This is a genomic window from Paraburkholderia sp. BCC1876 (assembly GCF_902833695.1).
Taxonomy (GTDB): Bacteria; Pseudomonadota; Gammaproteobacteria; order Burkholderiales; family Burkholderiaceae; genus Paraburkholderia.
Map to the genome: position 1 here is coordinate 415634 of NZ_CADFGI010000001.1, position 13268 is coordinate 428901.

Consider the following 13268-nt stretch of genomic DNA (forward strand, 5'->3'; position numbering starts at 1 on the left):
TCGAGTGCTCTGAAGAGGTTCGGAAATTTTTCGGCGGATGCGGTTGGGACCGTCCCGCTCAGCCGATCGGTCAGTGCCCATGGGCATGCTAAATAACCTTGCTCTTGGCAGCATCAGGAAACTTGGCCAAAATATGTGGAGTTCTTGCCAATCAACCTACTGACGCGCAGCGCGTCCATCGGGCCACGCCATGCCGGTTCTCAGCCAGTTGTCAGATCCCTCGGAATGGCTGGATCCCGACGATGTGCCCCGTCCCGTGGTGACGGTTGGCGCGACCGGTTTCGACATGAAAACGCTCGATGAAAAGGCGGCCGCCCTGTATCGGGAACGGAAGGAAATGGGCGCGCATCATCATCGCAAGGGCGAACTGATGCTTGCGATGCACGGAGTGCTCACGTGCGAGGTGGAAGGCAGCTTATGGATCGTTCCGCCGCAGAGCGCGATCTGGGTGCCGGGCGGCGTCGTGCATAAGTTCGTCGCCGCCGGCAGGCTCGAGTGCTACGTCGCCTTCATCGATCCAGGCGTCGCGTCAAACTTGCCGTCCGCGTGCTGCGCCCTTTCCGCGACGCCGTTGCTGCGCGAACTGCTCATCCGTTCCGCCAGCCTGCCCACCATGTATGTGGACGGTGGCATTGAATCGCATCTCGTCACGCTGCTGCTGGATGAAATCGCGGCAGCGCCGATCGGCAACCTTCATCTGCCGATGCCAACCGATACGCGATTGCGCAGGATCGTCGAGATGATCACGGCCAATCCCGCCGATCGCAGCACGATAGAGATATGGGCGCGGCGAGTCGGCATGAGCGAGCGCACCCTGGCTCGTGCGCTCACCAGTCAGACGGGCATGAGTTTCGGGCGCTGGCGACAGCAACTTCATCTCATGCTGGCCGTGCAATGGCTGGGCGCGGGGGCATCGGTGCAGCAGGTCGCTGACGATCTGGGCTACGAGAGCGCAAGCAGCTTTGTGTCGATGTTCCGCAAAAAGCTCGGCTCTCCGCCCGCGCGTTATATGTCGGAGCGGGCTTGATGGAGATCGCTTCGTGTTGAGTGCCGCGCTTGGTGCTGCGCCTGGGTCGGTCCATGCTCGCTCCTGCCGCCGCAATGTTGACGCGGCCCGATAGGGACAACTGCGTGTGACGCAGGGTGACCCCGTTGCGGTGGTCTCTGCCTGGACGGCTATGCCTTCGATGACGGATCGACCCGCATGCCACGCGGATCGACCCGTCGGGTATCGCCGAGCCCGTCAGGAGAAGTTCGACGAAATATTTTCAATGTGGTCAGGGAGATAACCTGCCGCATGCGCCCCGCGCAACCCGCCTGCGCCGAGCGCCGCCGTGCTGGCCGCCGTATGGGCAGCGCCGTTACGCGCGAACCCTGCCGCCGCTGCAATTTTGTCGGCCGACGTGGCGGCGCCGGGCCCATTGGCGGCCGCATGTTCGAATGCCGAGAGCTTCGCCATATTCTCGGCCGTGGCCGGCAGCTTGCGTAGTGCCTGCCCTTGCGCGCCACCCGACTCGTTCACGACCTTCGGAGAAACCCCGGTCGTGAAGCTAAACACTTTCTTGGCCATGTCCTGCACCTGACCCACACTGTGCGGCGGTCGCTGCAAGGCGCCCAACTGCGGGTGCGCCGAACTGTCGCTCGACGCGGTGCCGACATTTTCCTTTGGCTTGGCGCTGGATTGCTGCGGCGCGGACGTGTTTTGAACCGGGGTTCTGCTAGAGACTCCGTCCAATGGCATGCTGACCTCCTTGAATCGGTTGACGTAGGTGCGGGAAGGATGTTCCCGCAGTGCCTGGACGCCCTTGGCGCTATCGCTTGCTTATGGCAGAGCGAAGCCGACCATACGGGGCGTTAGTCGATCTTGAGTGCGGCCGACGATTTCGTCGTTGAGAGGTGCGAAGCTAGCGCCACGGGAGCGAACTGGAACTACGGGTTTTCGGATGAGGAGGCGTGTCGGGTCGGGGGAAATAGGCGCGCGTACTGTGCGCGTCGTCAGCACGCAGCGAGACGAGACGCTCCGTCACTGGCAACTCGGGCTACTCGCTTTCGAGGCGGCCCTCATAAAATCCCAATCGCTCGTAGACGATGGAAAAGCGGTCTCCCAACTCCGATTGAAGATGATCACGCATCGCGAACGCCGCCGCTTCGAAGCGCTCGTACTCGTGCGCATCCCATGGCCCGGGGTCTGGCGGATATTCCCAGTTGAGGGATAGGTCATGCCACACAGTTATCTCTGCAAGCTTTCTTCGCGTCTCATCGGCTAACGGCAGCGAGTCTTCAATCGGACCTACTCCGTATTGGCGACGAGTTGTGTCGTCTCCCACCCAAATACAGCCACCGCCCCACTCGAACATGAGCCTGAGTCGATAATTTTCGGCCATCTTTTATCCCAATCAAAAACACGTCCGATAGTACGTGCCGACGGTAGAAGTCGCAGGGAGAAAAACTCCTTTCACCCGTTAGTCGCCTACCCAACCTTTGCGCGAACTTTCTTTGTCGCCCCGGAACGGTCCGTCAGCGCTCTACAAAACGGCTGGTCAATCCGTATCAGGAACGCCCATATGCGGATTCAGTTCGACCAGTTCTCGAACCAGACCGGCAGTGATTATGAAGCCGCAATGGGTACAAACGTTGTTCTCGGTTTGCTTACCGCAGCAGGGACAAAACCATCGTCCAAGCCTGAACTGAAAGGCTTTACGGGAAGGGAGAACCCCTTCCAACGCAGCCGTCTCAAACTGCGCTCGAATAGAACGGCTAAACAGGGCGCCCGTCGACAGGCATCGGAACTCTCCCGCGGCGGTGTCTACGAGTTTTGCGGCGCAATAAGGACAATGCATTGAATATCGGGTGTGGGCAACCTGGTTGCTGACAATCTTCGACGAGATGCCCGAAGTCCGCAAGTGGCTGGACCTGGCCCGAGGTGACCGGCGCGGGCGCAATCAAGCGCCGGGACGCACAAATTGCAGCCCGAATTTCACGTTATAAGCCAGGAACTTCCCATCGGGTGTCGCGACGAGTCCCGTGATATTTGCTCGTTGGAAGTCGTCCAGATTAGAGTCATCGTCGGCGTGAAGGCTCACAGTCAGAGCCCCGTCCCTCTCGACAATAACTTTGTAGTCATAGTCCACGACCGTCCCGAAACAAATGATCTCGCCTCCATCCACAACCAGCTCTGAAAACGGATCATCTGCGGCTATCCAATGGCCCTGCATTTGCTCAGGGAGCGGCTCTTCACGTCGTAATCGATTCACGCTTGCCTCTCATCCACGAAAGAGATAAATGGCATTGTCGGCAATCTAAGCGGCGATGTCGAACGGCCGCTTCTGCCCGACATGTGCCTGAGGTCGATGCTCATCAATAGCATCATGCGACAGAATCCGGGCATTCTCCCGCCTTCCAGGCTGCATAGGCTTTTTTTGTGGGGCGTCGCAGGATGCATTGCTATTCTTTTGATTGGAGTCCCCATGCTCCAAGCCCTGAATCTACGCCATTGACCTCTTGCTCCGTTGCCCATTCGGGTCAATCGTCAATGCCGCCATTGCCGACCAATCCCTGTCCCCCATACCTGCTTCCACAGTCGCGGCCATCTGCCCATACACAGCCGCGAGCATTGGCAAAGACCGGCCGGCCTGTTCGGCTGCTTCGGACGCGATACGCAGATCCTTCAATCCAAGCGACGCCTTGAAGCCAGGCTCAAATTGACCGGCGACAATACTCGCCGAATAGACCTGATACGAACGGCTGCCGAACAGCGTGTTCAGGATCAGTTCGAAGAACGGTTCGCGAGCAAGCCCATTGGCTTCGGTCAGCACCACGGCTTCCGCCATCGCCTCGATCGCCATCGTGATCATCATGTTGCAGGCGATCTTTGCGGCATTCGCGGCCGGCGCGTGAGCGCCCATGTCCCAGACACGTTTGCTGATTGCATCGAGCAACGGTCCGACCTTCGTCAGCGCGTGCGGCGCGCCGCCGGCCAGCACGTTGAGCTCGCCCTTCTCCGCGACATCCGGACGCCCGAGGACCGGCGCCGACACATAGTCGATCCCCGCGGCTTCGTGCAGCGCAACGAGTTCGCGTGCGAAGGCCACGGAAATCGTCGACGAAACGACATGCACCAGCCCGGGCTTTGCATGCTTCAGCACGCCGGGATCGAGCAGCGTCGCGCGGATCACACTGTCCTCAGGCAGCATCGTGAGCACGGCGTCGCTCTGGAACGCATCGATGGGTGACGCGACCATCGTCACGCCTTCAACCGAACCGCCTGAACGGTTCCATGCCTTCACTGTGTGACCCGCTTGCACGAGATTTCGCGCCATCGCCCGGCCCATTGCGCCGAGACCAATCATGCCGATATCCATCTGCGTTCTCCTTTTCGACTGGGGATACAACATCAGCGCACGGCTTCCTCATGCGCGGCTTCCGTCTTCAATATGAGCCATTCGAGCACCGGCGCGAGCGCGGCGTCGGAGTTCTTTTCGTAGATCAGGCCGTGTCCGTTGCCGCGCACGTCGTGATCGGCGAGATCCATCAACTCGGCCGACGCGCCGCACGCGTTGAGAAACGCGGCCGTCGGCGGGCTGGCCGCGGCGAATTCGGATGCCTCCGCTGTCACGATCAGAATCGGCAAAGCGCTTAGCGCGGGCAATGCGTACGTGCCGGGCGCTGCGTTGCGCACGTCGTCAGGGTTCGCTGCCGACGGCTCGAAACGCAACAGCGCAGCGGTGGGCCCCCAGCGCATAGAACCGATGTTGGGAATCTGGGCGAAAGGCGGCCCCATCGGCTCGATCGCGGCAATCGCCTTGACGAGATGGGGACGACGGTCGGCGACGAGCCAGCCGTCTGGACCCGACGCGGAATGCGTAATCAGGATCGCGGGTCCGATGCGGTCGAGCAGCGCCGCGGTGCGATCCGCGTCCATGGTCTCGGAGGCTTCGAGGTCGGCCGGCAGCGGCCCGTATCCCGCGATGAACTCGTCCATCGCAGACGCGTCGTCTGCGGCAAACGGCCATTGCGTATGCCGCGGATCGTCGCCGGGAAAGTAGATCTGCCGCCCTCCTTCGTACGAAAACGGCGGCCCCATCGTCCCCAAGGTGTCGACGTGATACGGCGAGCGTCCATGCCCGGGCCGGTCGACCACCAGCACCGCATAGCCCGCTTCAACCAGACGCTGCGCCCAGCCGGGACGGCCGTCCGGCGTATCGAACCATTCCGTGCCCTGAAAACCACCACCATGCATCAGCACGACCGGCCACTGACGCGTGACCTGCTCCGGCGCTTCCCATTCCACGTACATCGGTCCGCGCTGAACCGTCCGGTTGCCGATCGCCACGCGCTCGCCGGGAATCCAGAAGTGACCGCGCCTGATCGTGCGTGAGGGCACGGTCGTCCACGGGGCAAATGTTTGAGTCATCGGCATCTCCTGCTCAGACCGAAACGGCACGTACGTGCTCGTTGAATTATTGGAGCGATCACTATATATTTCACAAAACGACGATGCAAGGAATTTGTGTAGTGACCACTACTTTAAAGACAACCGCGAAGCGAGGCCGCGGCCGCCCTCGCGCCTTCGACCCCGAAGCGGCATTGGCCGTCGCTCAACGACTGTTCCACGCGTCCGGCTACGACGGCGTCGGACTGAGCGCGCTGACCAGTGAACTCGGCATCACACCGTCCAGCTTTTACATGGCGTTCGAGAGCAAGGCGGTGTTCTTCGAGCGCGTCCTGGAACGCTATGCGCGCACCGAAATCGCGCTAGCGGATGTGCTGGAGGCCGGGCGGCCAACGGGCGAGGCACTCGCTGATTTGCTCGAGCGTGCGGCTCGAACGTATGCACGCGACCCGGAGCGGCTGGGTTGTCTGGTACTCGAAGCGGCGCGCGGCGCCGACAGCGAAAGCGCGCTGATGGCGCGCCGCACCGCGGAAGGCCGGCGCGCACAGGTTCGCGCGTTTATCGCCGAAACCCATCCCGAAGCCGCCGATGTCGTCACGGACTTCATATCGACCGTCATGTCGGGGCTGTCCGCGAGTGCGCGCGAAGGCATGGGGGAAGCACGGCTCGTCAAGGTGTCGCGCGCCGCGGCGGAGAGCGTTGAGGTGATGCTTCGTTGAATGCGTCGGAAGTTCGGCTCGCGATATGTATTCAATCGATGGCCGCACACGCACGTTCGGCGGCGCTGACGGTTTGGGCGATAAGCGTTGACATGGTCATCGGCCCCACACCGCCTGGAACCGGCGTTACTGCCGCGCATCGACCCATCAGACCATCGGGCCATCGGCTTTCCGAGAATGGCGCTGCGCCCTACGACCACCGCCCGCTTGCCGGATACGTCGATTTTGTAATAGGCCAGCAAGCGCATGATGCCGGCGGGCTTTGCCCTTCATGCTGACGTAAGTCGCCGACGAAGGATCATCTCCTACCAGGATCGTGGCCAGTATGGGTGTCTGGCCGCCATTTCTTGTCTTGATGGCCGTAGCGTGTTCGGATAGTTCCCGCTCGCGCAAGGCCGCTACTGCTTTACCGTCGAGAAGTATGCTCATGCGTTTTCCCCTTGTATGACGCATCGGGAACGGGCATCGCTCACCATCCCATCCAGCATTTTGAACAGTTAAATTATCGAGCCGCAACAACATTCGTCGAAATGACTTCAGCCCACCACAGCAACACGTCGTATCGCACGGTATCGCTCGAAACCGACCGCCTGCTTCTGCTTCCACCCACGCTCGACGATTTCGAAGCCTTGCATTCGATGTGGTCGGACAGACAGGTCGTCGCTCAAGTCATCGACGCGCCACTCACCGAGGAAGAGGTTTGGGCGCGGTTACATCGGATCGTGGGGCACTGGGCGCTGCTTGGGTTCGGTCATTGGATTGTCCGGAAAAAGCACAGCGGAGAATTTGTCGGCGAGGTGGGGTTCTTTCGCTTCAAGCGCGCGCTAACCGCCGACTTCGACAACGCGCACGAAATCGGCTGGATGTTTGCGAAAGACTCACAGGGACGCGGTTATGCCACCGAGGCGGCGACAGCGGCGCTAGAGTGGCTGGAGGCAGATTCTCCCTGCAAGGAAACGGTGTGCCTCATTGCCCCTGACAATCCCGCGTCGCTAGCCGTGGCGAAAAAGCTCGCGTATGAAATAAAGGATGAGGTTACCTACCGCGGCAGGTCGATGCTAGTTTTGCGGCGGGAAGCCAGGCCACTGCGTGCAGTGTTCGAGTAGAGGTTATTGCGGTTGACTGCGGAAGAAGTCGAAACCTGCTTTCGTTCTTTCAATAAGGCGGCACGATCGTAGCATGAGCAGATATAGACCGCTTGTGGAATGGCCTTGCGGCAAGTGGCGCGCGTGACGGCTTCATAGAGACCGATGCCCGATTGCAGGATCGATCTCTTTCGCGGTGAGTCCAAATCTCGCCATCCGCGCGCGATGCTCAGACGAGCCAAGATATAGACAGAGTTGCGCATTCACCGCGCGAATCAGTTCACCGTTGCTCTTGTTAAAAGAGAACGCACCGACCGGAGGCCGCTGTTGCCCTTCACTTTCAGTTGCGTGATCGACCGCCTCGACAGCGTTTCCAATCTGCTGCGCGAGTATCCGATTGCCCAGCGCAGTACTTGCGTACGCATCGATTCCGCCGGAACAAACCGCTTCGATCGCGTCGGCCTGCTGCTCGAAGATGACGATCTGATCCGCAGGCACACCCGCCGCTTTCGCCGCGTCATGCTGGACCTGTCCGGCGATGATGCCGAGGCGCGCATCTGCACGTTTCGCGACCGATGCGTAGCTATCGAGTACTTTTGGATTTCCCGCCCGCACCAGAAAACCATCGCCAATCGCCCACACCGGCAGGCTGAATGCGACCTTGGCGGCCCGTTCGGGCGTGACGAATAGCGGCACATTCATATCCCAGCGACCGGCCTCGACGCCGGGCAACAACTCGCTGAAAGTCGTCAGGCAATGCTCGATCCGGGTCACGCCGATCGCGCGAAGAACCGCATCGGCCAGATCGAGATCGGCGCCCGTCGCCGTCCCGTCCGAGCCCGTCCAACCGAATGGCGGTTCCTGCAGGTACGCAATGGTGACTTTCACAATATGCCTCGCTTAGCTGGAACCCATTTGCCTCACTGCGGCGCACGCTCGATCGTGACGTTTCGAATCACGACCTCGGTTCGCCCGTCTTCGTCGTCAATGGACTGGGTCCAGGCGATGTTGTAATCGGTCAACCACACGGAATGCCAACTCTCATTCTTGCCGCGCGTCACGGTGTCCGTGCACTGCAGACCGATAGCCGTGCCCGTCAGCGACGGGAAGATCGTCGACGCGGGCACCGCCTGACCAATCTCGCAGCGCCTCGACTTCACGCCCTTCCGGGAGGGTTGCGGCACGGCGAGTTCAAGGCTTTGCCCGGGCACGAGCTCGCGGTCGGCCGCGGGAATCGCGGCCTCGTCCTCGATCGTGCTCCGTTGAGTCAAATCGGTGCCTTTCACCACGACTTGCGTGCGCAAGACAGCGATACCGTAGCTCAACGTAAAAGCCGACCACCTGTCTGCATTGGCGACATCGGCAATCACACCGTTATTGCGCCGATTGATAAAGACGTTTTTGAACGCCACATTGTCGGCGGGCGTCTTCTCGTTCACCCAGTCGGCTTCGAAGGTCAAACGCGAATACGGCAACGGATGGCTACCGTCGGCAGGCAAGTGACGGCGAAGCGTCTCGGGCAATTGACGCTCGTCGAACGCGTCGTCGAGATAGGCCGACGGGTTATCGAGCACGGTCTCGAATGCCGCCTTTTGACCGCTCATCATGCGGATAAATTCGAACGACGCACGCTGCCGCACGGGCTCAGGTAAACCGGTGATTGCGTCGACCGAGAATGCGAGGATGCCGCATGCGCCCGGTGGATAGCCATGCGTTCCCGGCGCGACGGGCGGCGTCGCATTCAACTGTGCATCCGCGTCGAGAAGATCCGTCACGCTGTACTGATCCTGCGGATGCTGCGATTTTCCGCTATTGATCGAGATTTCCAGAATCTCCATTAAGTCCTCGATAACGCGAGGCGACGCCGTCTTTGCGAAGCCGATGAAGTCAGAGCCAGCCATCGACGGCAGGTGACAGTCTTTCTGCGAGTCCATGGCCATGTCTTTGAGCAACTGCAGCATTCGCAGCCGATCGTCCGCCGAGAGAGGCGCCGACCAGAATTTCTGCGGGTCGCCAGCCCGCTGCGCCAAAGCAGCCTTCCATGCGGGATCGCTGGAGAATTTCGCAAGCCAGCGCATCAACACCTTCCCCTGCCCGGAGTCCGGATCGATACCGGCCGCGAGCAGATTGCCGCGATATTGCGCCACGCTCAGCGTGGTTCCGCCCGCTGTCGCCGCGTGCTGCGGTGACGAGTCCGATATCGACGACGCCGGTTCGGGCGGCGCGCCGGACATATCAAGGCCATAGGCCGCCGCCGTTGAAAACATCAACAGCGCGCCGAGCATTCTTATGGTGGTTGTCATTTTTTTTCAGAGCAGATCTGGCTGCGGAAACAGATGAAGCCGTTTTGCGACCGTCTTGTCAGTGAGTCGTGGTGAGTTTTTTCCTTAGCCGACGTTAACGGCATGCAGTGGAAGAACTTGATTGCGATCGCGTCTATCAAGGCACTCCTTATACCAGGATCGATCGTTGCCTTGTCCCGGCTTGATAGGGGATCAACAATGCGTAACCCATCCAGACAGGTCCGCGTCGACAGGCAGGGACCACGAACAGAGAAAATCTCCCATGAAAATCGCGGTCTTGCCGGGCGACGGCATCGGCACTGAAATCGTCGCTGAAGCCATCAAGGTGCTGCATGCCCTGGAGCTGAACTTCGAAACCGAATTCGCCCTGGTTGGCGGCGTCGCCTACGCGGCGCACGGCCATCCTTTGCCGCAAACCACACTGAAGCTGGCCAAAGAGGCCGACGCCGTGCTGTTCGGCGCGGTGGGCGACTGGCGATACGACCAGTTGGATCGCCCGCTACGCCCCGAGCAGGCGATCCTCGGACTGCGCAAGCACCTGGGGCTGTTCGCCAATCTCCGGCCCGCGATCTGCTTCGAGCAACTGGCGGACGCTTCAAGCCTCAAGCCGGATCTGATCTCCGGTCTCGACATACTGATCATTCGCGACGCGACCGGCGACGTCTATTTCGGGCAACCTCGTGGACGCCGCACCGTGATGGACGGCCATTTCCCCGGCACGGAGGAAGGCTTCGACACCATGCGCTACTCGCGCCCCGAAGTCGAGCGCATTGCGCACGTCGCCTTCCAGTCCGCCCGACAGCGCGCCGGACGCGTCACCAGCGTCGACAAGGCCAACGTGCTGGAAACCTCCCAGTTCTGGCGGGACATCATGACCGAGGTCGGCAAACACTACCCCGATGTGGAACTGGATCACATGTACATCGACAATGCGGCAATGCAACTGGTCAAGGCGCCCAAAAATTTCGACGTGATCGTTACCGGCAATCTGTTCGGCGATATTCTCAGCGACGAAGCCGCCATGCTCACGGGCTCCATCGGCATGTTGCCGTCGGCCAGCCTGAGTGCAAGTCACCGGGGTCTCTACGAACCCAGCCACGGCAGCGCGCCGGATATCGCGGGCAAGGGCATCGCGAATCCGTTGGCGACGATCCTCTCCGCCGCCATGATGTTGCGCTTCTCGCTGAAACAGAACGCCGCCGCCAACCGCATTGAATCCGCAGTCAGGGACGTGCTTGCATCGGGATTACGTACGGCCGATATCTATTCCGAAGGCACACAGCGGGTCGGCACGAGCGAGATGGGCGATGCAGTCGTGGCAGCTATCGCGAGAAGCGCTTGAACCGACTAATGTCGTCGCGCTATCGAACAGCATTGCACGCGGCATCTCAATGCGACGAAACAAACTTTGCCTCTGGAAAAGCGGGAGGCAGCGCAAAGCTCTGGCGAAGATGTTTCGTCTCCGCGGCAGGCGTTCGGCCAAAGAGTCGCTTGAACTCGCGATTGAATTGAGAGGCGCTGGTATAGCCGACTGCATGACATGCCGCCTCCGCGGTCATATCCTGGCGCACCATGAGCAAACGGGCCTGATGTAAGCGGGTGGACTTCACGTACTGCATCGGCGAGGTCGACGTGACGGTTTTAAAGTGGCTGTGAAACGTCGCGACGCTCATCCCGGCCTGGCTTGCCAGGCTAGGCAGATCGAGCGGCTCGGCATAGGTCGCGTGGATACGTTCCAGCGCCCGGCCGATCTTGCCGAATTGCCCTTGCATCGAAAAAGCCGTACGCATTGCGCTGCCTTGTGCGCCGGTGAGAACCCGGAAATACAATTCACGCATCAGTGCCGGCCCAAGGATGGCCGCGTCGGGCGGCTGGCTCATTGCCTCCAGAAAACGCAGTACAGAGGCTCGCATGGCCGCATCCATCGGGCTCGACATCATGGGCTGCGGCACCTCGCCCGACGGCGGCAAACCATGGCGGTCGATCTGAATCATGAGCTCGGCCGCCACCTGAAAATCCAGATGCAGGTAGAGAGCCAGCAACGGAGACTCGGGCGTTGCGTCGGTCTCCATGGTGAAGGGAACCGGGACCGCCACGGCGAGATAGTGCTGCTCGTCATACACATAGACCTGGTCGCCCAGATATCCCCGCTTTCTACCCTGACACACGATCACGATGCCGGGATCGTAGAGCACCGGCGTGCGAGATAGCGCCCGGTCCGAACGCAGAATACGCACATCGCGCAACGCGGTCAGGTTGTAGCCTTCCTGCGGAGCCAGCGCGGTCAGCAACGCCACCATGCGGCGCTGTTCATGTGCGCCCGCAGCGGAAACCGCTCGTTTGACGCTTTCCTTGCTAATCGCTTGGCTCATAGAAATAGGCAATAAAGGCAGAGAATCCGGGCTGATTTCCAGGGAAAACCCAGAATAACATGCAACTCTCAACCCAGCCCTGGAGTGTTGCCATGTCATCGAATAGAACCATCTTTATCACGGGCGTCAGTAGCGGCTTCGGCCGCGCATTGGCCGAAGAAGCGCTCGCCGCGGGCTATCGAGTCGTCGGTACGGTACGAAGCGAGCAGGCGAAACAAAGCTTCGAATCGCTCGACCCGGCGAACGCATTCGGTCGGGTGCTCGACGTTACCGACTTCGATTCCATCGAAGAGGTCGTCAGCGAAATCGAGGCAAACGTGGGTCCGCTGGACGTGCTGGTGAACAACGCCGGTTACGGGCACGAGGGCGTGATGGAAGAGTCGTCGCTTGACGACATGCGTCGCCAGTTCGACGTGAACGTGTTCGGCGCCGTCGCCGTCATGAAGAGCGTGTTGCCGTACATGCGCGAACGCAAACGCGGACATATTCTCAACATCACATCGATGGGCGGCTTTATCACCATGCCGGGCATCGCCTACTACTGCGGCAGCAAATTCGCCTTGGAGGGCATCTCCGAAGTCCTCGGCAAAGAAGTCAAGCCGTTCGGCATTCGTGTGACCGCAGTAGCGCCGGGTTCTTTTCGCACGGCGTGGGCGGGTCGTTCGATGGTTCGAACACCGCGTTCGATTCCCGACTACGATGCGCTGTTCGACCCGATCAGAAAAGGACGCGAAGAGAAAAGCGGCAAGCAACTCGGAGATCCCGTGAAAGCCGCGCGCGCCATGTTGTCCGTTATCGAAAGCGATGCGCCGCCAGCGCATCTTCTGCTGGGCAGTGATGCGCTTGGCCTGGTTCGGGAAAAGCTCTCGTTGCTTGGCGCGGAATTTGATGCGTGGGAAGGGGTTACCCGCTCGACGGATGGGTCAAGCTGACGCGGATCAAAGGGCACGTAACGCCAGGGCGATCAGTGATACGTCGTCGACGACGACTGAAGCTTCGTCAACTCGCCGCCCACGAACCGGAACCAGCCTTGCGATCCTTGCATAACGACTTCGTCGCCTTGCCAGAACACGCGCTTAACCGTCATGCGCCGGCCCGAGCGCTGCACGAGCGGCGGACGGCGTCGAAAATCGTACAGCACCGGACCGGCATCGGTTTGCACGAGCATGCGGGTGACCGTGTCGTTTGCGTTGCCGGTAGCGTCGAAATGGGCGAGCGTGTTCGCGTCGAAACGATCGAACGTTTTCTGGTCGAGCATGACGACGACGTCCCGGTCATTGCGCACGAATTGCAGTTCGCCTGAGGCTGTCGCGATTGGGCCGGCGTCGCTGCTTTGCGCATGGGCGCACGTCGCGAACGACAGGGTTGCGAGCACCGCGAAGAGCCATCGCCTCCCG

General features: G+C 60.6%; 15 protein-coding genes and 2 pseudogenes. 6 read left to right on the forward strand and 11 right to left on the reverse strand.

The window, feature by feature from the left end; translation table 11 throughout:
• Positions 1-190: 190 nt before the first annotated feature.
• Positions 191-1027, forward strand: a complete 837-nt coding sequence (locus HWY05_RS01700) for a helix-turn-helix transcriptional regulator (protein WP_035557642.1) — start codon at positions 191-193, stop codon at positions 1025-1027.
• A gap of 216 nt (positions 1028-1243) precedes the next feature.
• Here the strand turns inward: HWY05_RS01700 and HWY05_RS01705 are convergent, their stop codons facing one another.
• Positions 1244-1741, reverse strand: a complete 498-nt coding sequence (locus HWY05_RS01705; RefSeq protein ID WP_035557644.1) for a hypothetical protein — start codon at positions 1739-1741, stop codon at positions 1244-1246.
• 298 nt (positions 1742-2039) lie between these two features.
• On the reverse strand, positions 2040-2384 hold the full coding sequence (locus tag HWY05_RS01710; protein WP_051980833.1) for a hypothetical protein: 345 nt from the start codon (positions 2382-2384) through the stop codon (positions 2040-2042).
• Positions 2385-2564: 180 nt separating this feature from the next.
• Here HWY05_RS01710 and HWY05_RS01715 point away from each other — a divergent pair, with 180 nt between their 5' ends.
• The gene (locus tag HWY05_RS01715) at positions 2565-2843 is read left to right on the forward strand and encodes a hypothetical protein (RefSeq protein WP_176057201.1); all 279 of its coding nucleotides are present in this window, start codon (positions 2565-2567) and stop codon (positions 2841-2843) included.
• A gap of 99 nt (positions 2844-2942) precedes the next feature.
• Here HWY05_RS01715 and HWY05_RS01720 read toward each other — a convergent pair whose 3' ends face one another.
• From HWY05_RS01720 to HWY05_RS01730, 3 genes are all read right to left on the reverse strand, one after another.
• On the reverse strand, positions 2943-3254 hold the full coding sequence (locus HWY05_RS01720) for a hypothetical protein (protein ID WP_197070253.1): 312 nt from the start codon (positions 3252-3254) through the stop codon (positions 2943-2945).
• A 231-nt stretch (positions 3255-3485) separates the two neighbouring features.
• Entirely contained in the window at positions 3486-4361 is an 876-nt protein-coding gene (locus HWY05_RS01725) for an NAD(P)-dependent oxidoreductase (RefSeq protein ID WP_176057202.1), read from the reverse strand.
• 32 nt (positions 4362-4393) lie between these two features.
• Positions 4394-5413 (reverse strand): alpha/beta hydrolase, encoded by a 1020-nt coding sequence (locus tag HWY05_RS01730; protein WP_208459069.1) that lies wholly within the window; start codon positions 5411-5413, stop codon positions 4394-4396.
• A 101-nt stretch (positions 5414-5514) separates the two neighbouring features.
• On the opposite strand from HWY05_RS01730, the gene HWY05_RS01735 reads away from it, so the two are divergent.
• Complete coding sequence (locus HWY05_RS01735) at positions 5515-6111, forward strand: TetR/AcrR family transcriptional regulator (protein WP_035557648.1); 597 nt, start codon at positions 5515-5517, stop codon at positions 6109-6111.
• 31 nt (positions 6112-6142) lie between these two features.
• Here the strand turns inward: HWY05_RS01735 and HWY05_RS38135 are convergent.
• Together HWY05_RS38135 and HWY05_RS38700 are read right to left on the reverse strand one after the other, a co-directional pair.
• Positions 6143-6241, reverse strand: a pseudogene (locus HWY05_RS38135) (bifunctional methylenetetrahydrofolate dehydrogenase/methenyltetrahydrofolate cyclohydrolase); the annotation flags it as partial.
• A 185-nt stretch (positions 6242-6426) separates the two neighbouring features.
• A pseudogene (locus tag HWY05_RS38700) lies at positions 6427-6633 on the reverse strand (hypothetical protein); the annotation flags it as partial.
• On the opposite strand from HWY05_RS38700, the gene HWY05_RS01745 reads away from it, so the two are divergent.
• On the forward strand, positions 6552-7217 hold the full coding sequence (locus tag HWY05_RS01745; RefSeq protein WP_176057203.1) for a GNAT family N-acetyltransferase: 666 nt from the start codon (positions 6552-6554) through the stop codon (positions 7215-7217). The pseudogene HWY05_RS38700 and the gene HWY05_RS01745 overlap by 82 nt on opposite strands.
• A 132-nt stretch (positions 7218-7349) precedes the next feature.
• Here HWY05_RS01745 and HWY05_RS01750 read toward each other — a convergent pair whose 3' ends face one another.
• On the reverse strand, positions 7350-8084 hold the full coding sequence (locus tag HWY05_RS01750; protein WP_176057204.1) for a transporter substrate-binding domain-containing protein: 735 nt from the start codon (positions 8082-8084) through the stop codon (positions 7350-7352).
• Positions 8085-8116: 32 nt separating this feature from the next.
• On the reverse strand, positions 8117-9499 hold the full coding sequence (locus tag HWY05_RS01755) for a hypothetical protein (RefSeq protein WP_035557654.1): 1383 nt from the start codon (positions 9497-9499) through the stop codon (positions 8117-8119).
• 262 nt (positions 9500-9761) lie between these two features.
• Here HWY05_RS01755 and leuB point away from each other — a divergent pair, with 262 nt between their 5' ends.
• Positions 9762-10841: a 3-isopropylmalate dehydrogenase gene (gene leuB / locus HWY05_RS01760; protein WP_176057765.1), complete on the forward strand. Its 1080-nt coding sequence runs from the start codon at positions 9762-9764 to the stop codon at positions 10839-10841.
• A 46-nt stretch (positions 10842-10887) separates the two neighbouring features.
• On the opposite strand, the gene HWY05_RS01765 is transcribed toward leuB, so the two are convergent.
• Positions 10888-11799, reverse strand: a complete 912-nt coding sequence (locus HWY05_RS01765) for an AraC family transcriptional regulator (protein WP_208459078.1) — start codon at positions 11797-11799, stop codon at positions 10888-10890.
• A 164-nt stretch (positions 11800-11963) separates the two neighbouring features.
• Here HWY05_RS01765 and HWY05_RS01770 point away from each other — a divergent pair, with 164 nt between their 5' ends.
• On the forward strand, positions 11964-12803 hold the full coding sequence (locus HWY05_RS01770; protein WP_176057206.1) for an oxidoreductase: 840 nt from the start codon (positions 11964-11966) through the stop codon (positions 12801-12803).
• 32 nt (positions 12804-12835) lie between these two features.
• On the opposite strand, the gene HWY05_RS01775 is transcribed toward HWY05_RS01770, so the two are convergent.
• Complete coding sequence (locus HWY05_RS01775) at positions 12836-13246, reverse strand: hypothetical protein (protein WP_156126834.1); 411 nt, start codon at positions 13244-13246, stop codon at positions 12836-12838.
• Positions 13247-13268: the final 22 nt, after the last annotated feature.

What these genes read in the sequence shown, in the direction of transcription:
- HWY05_RS01700 (WP_035557642.1), top strand. Translation starts at nt 191, where the DNA reads ATGCCGGTTCTCAGCCAGTTGTCAGATCCCTCGGAATGGCTGGATCCC.
- HWY05_RS01705 (WP_035557644.1), bottom strand. Translation starts at nt 1,741, where the DNA reads ATGCCATTGGACGGAGTCTCTAGCAGAACCCCGGTTCAAAACACGTCC.
- HWY05_RS01710 (WP_051980833.1), bottom strand. Translation starts at nt 2,384, where the DNA reads ATGGCCGAAAATTATCGACTCAGGCTCATGTTCGAGTGGGGCGGTGGC.
- HWY05_RS01715 (WP_176057201.1), top strand. Translation starts at nt 2,565, where the DNA reads ATGCGGATTCAGTTCGACCAGTTCTCGAACCAGACCGGCAGTGATTAT.
- HWY05_RS01725 (WP_176057202.1), bottom strand. Translation starts at nt 4,361, where the DNA reads ATGGATATCGGCATGATTGGTCTCGGCGCAATGGGCCGGGCGATGGCG.
- HWY05_RS01730 (WP_208459069.1), bottom strand. Translation starts at nt 5,413, where the DNA reads ATGACTCAAACATTTGCCCCGTGGACGACCGTGCCCTCACGCACGATC.
- HWY05_RS01755 (WP_035557654.1), bottom strand. Translation starts at nt 9,499, where the DNA reads ATGACAACCACCATAAGAATGCTCGGCGCGCTGTTGATGTTTTCAACG.
- leuB (WP_176057765.1), top strand. Translation starts at nt 9,762, where the DNA reads ATGAAAATCGCGGTCTTGCCGGGCGACGGCATCGGCACTGAAATCGTC.
- HWY05_RS01765 (WP_208459078.1), bottom strand. Translation starts at nt 11,799, where the DNA reads ATGGTGGCGTTGCTGACCGCGCTGGCTCCGCAGGAAGGCTACAACCTG.
- HWY05_RS01770 (WP_176057206.1), top strand. Translation starts at nt 11,964, where the DNA reads ATGTCATCGAATAGAACCATCTTTATCACGGGCGTCAGTAGCGGCTTC.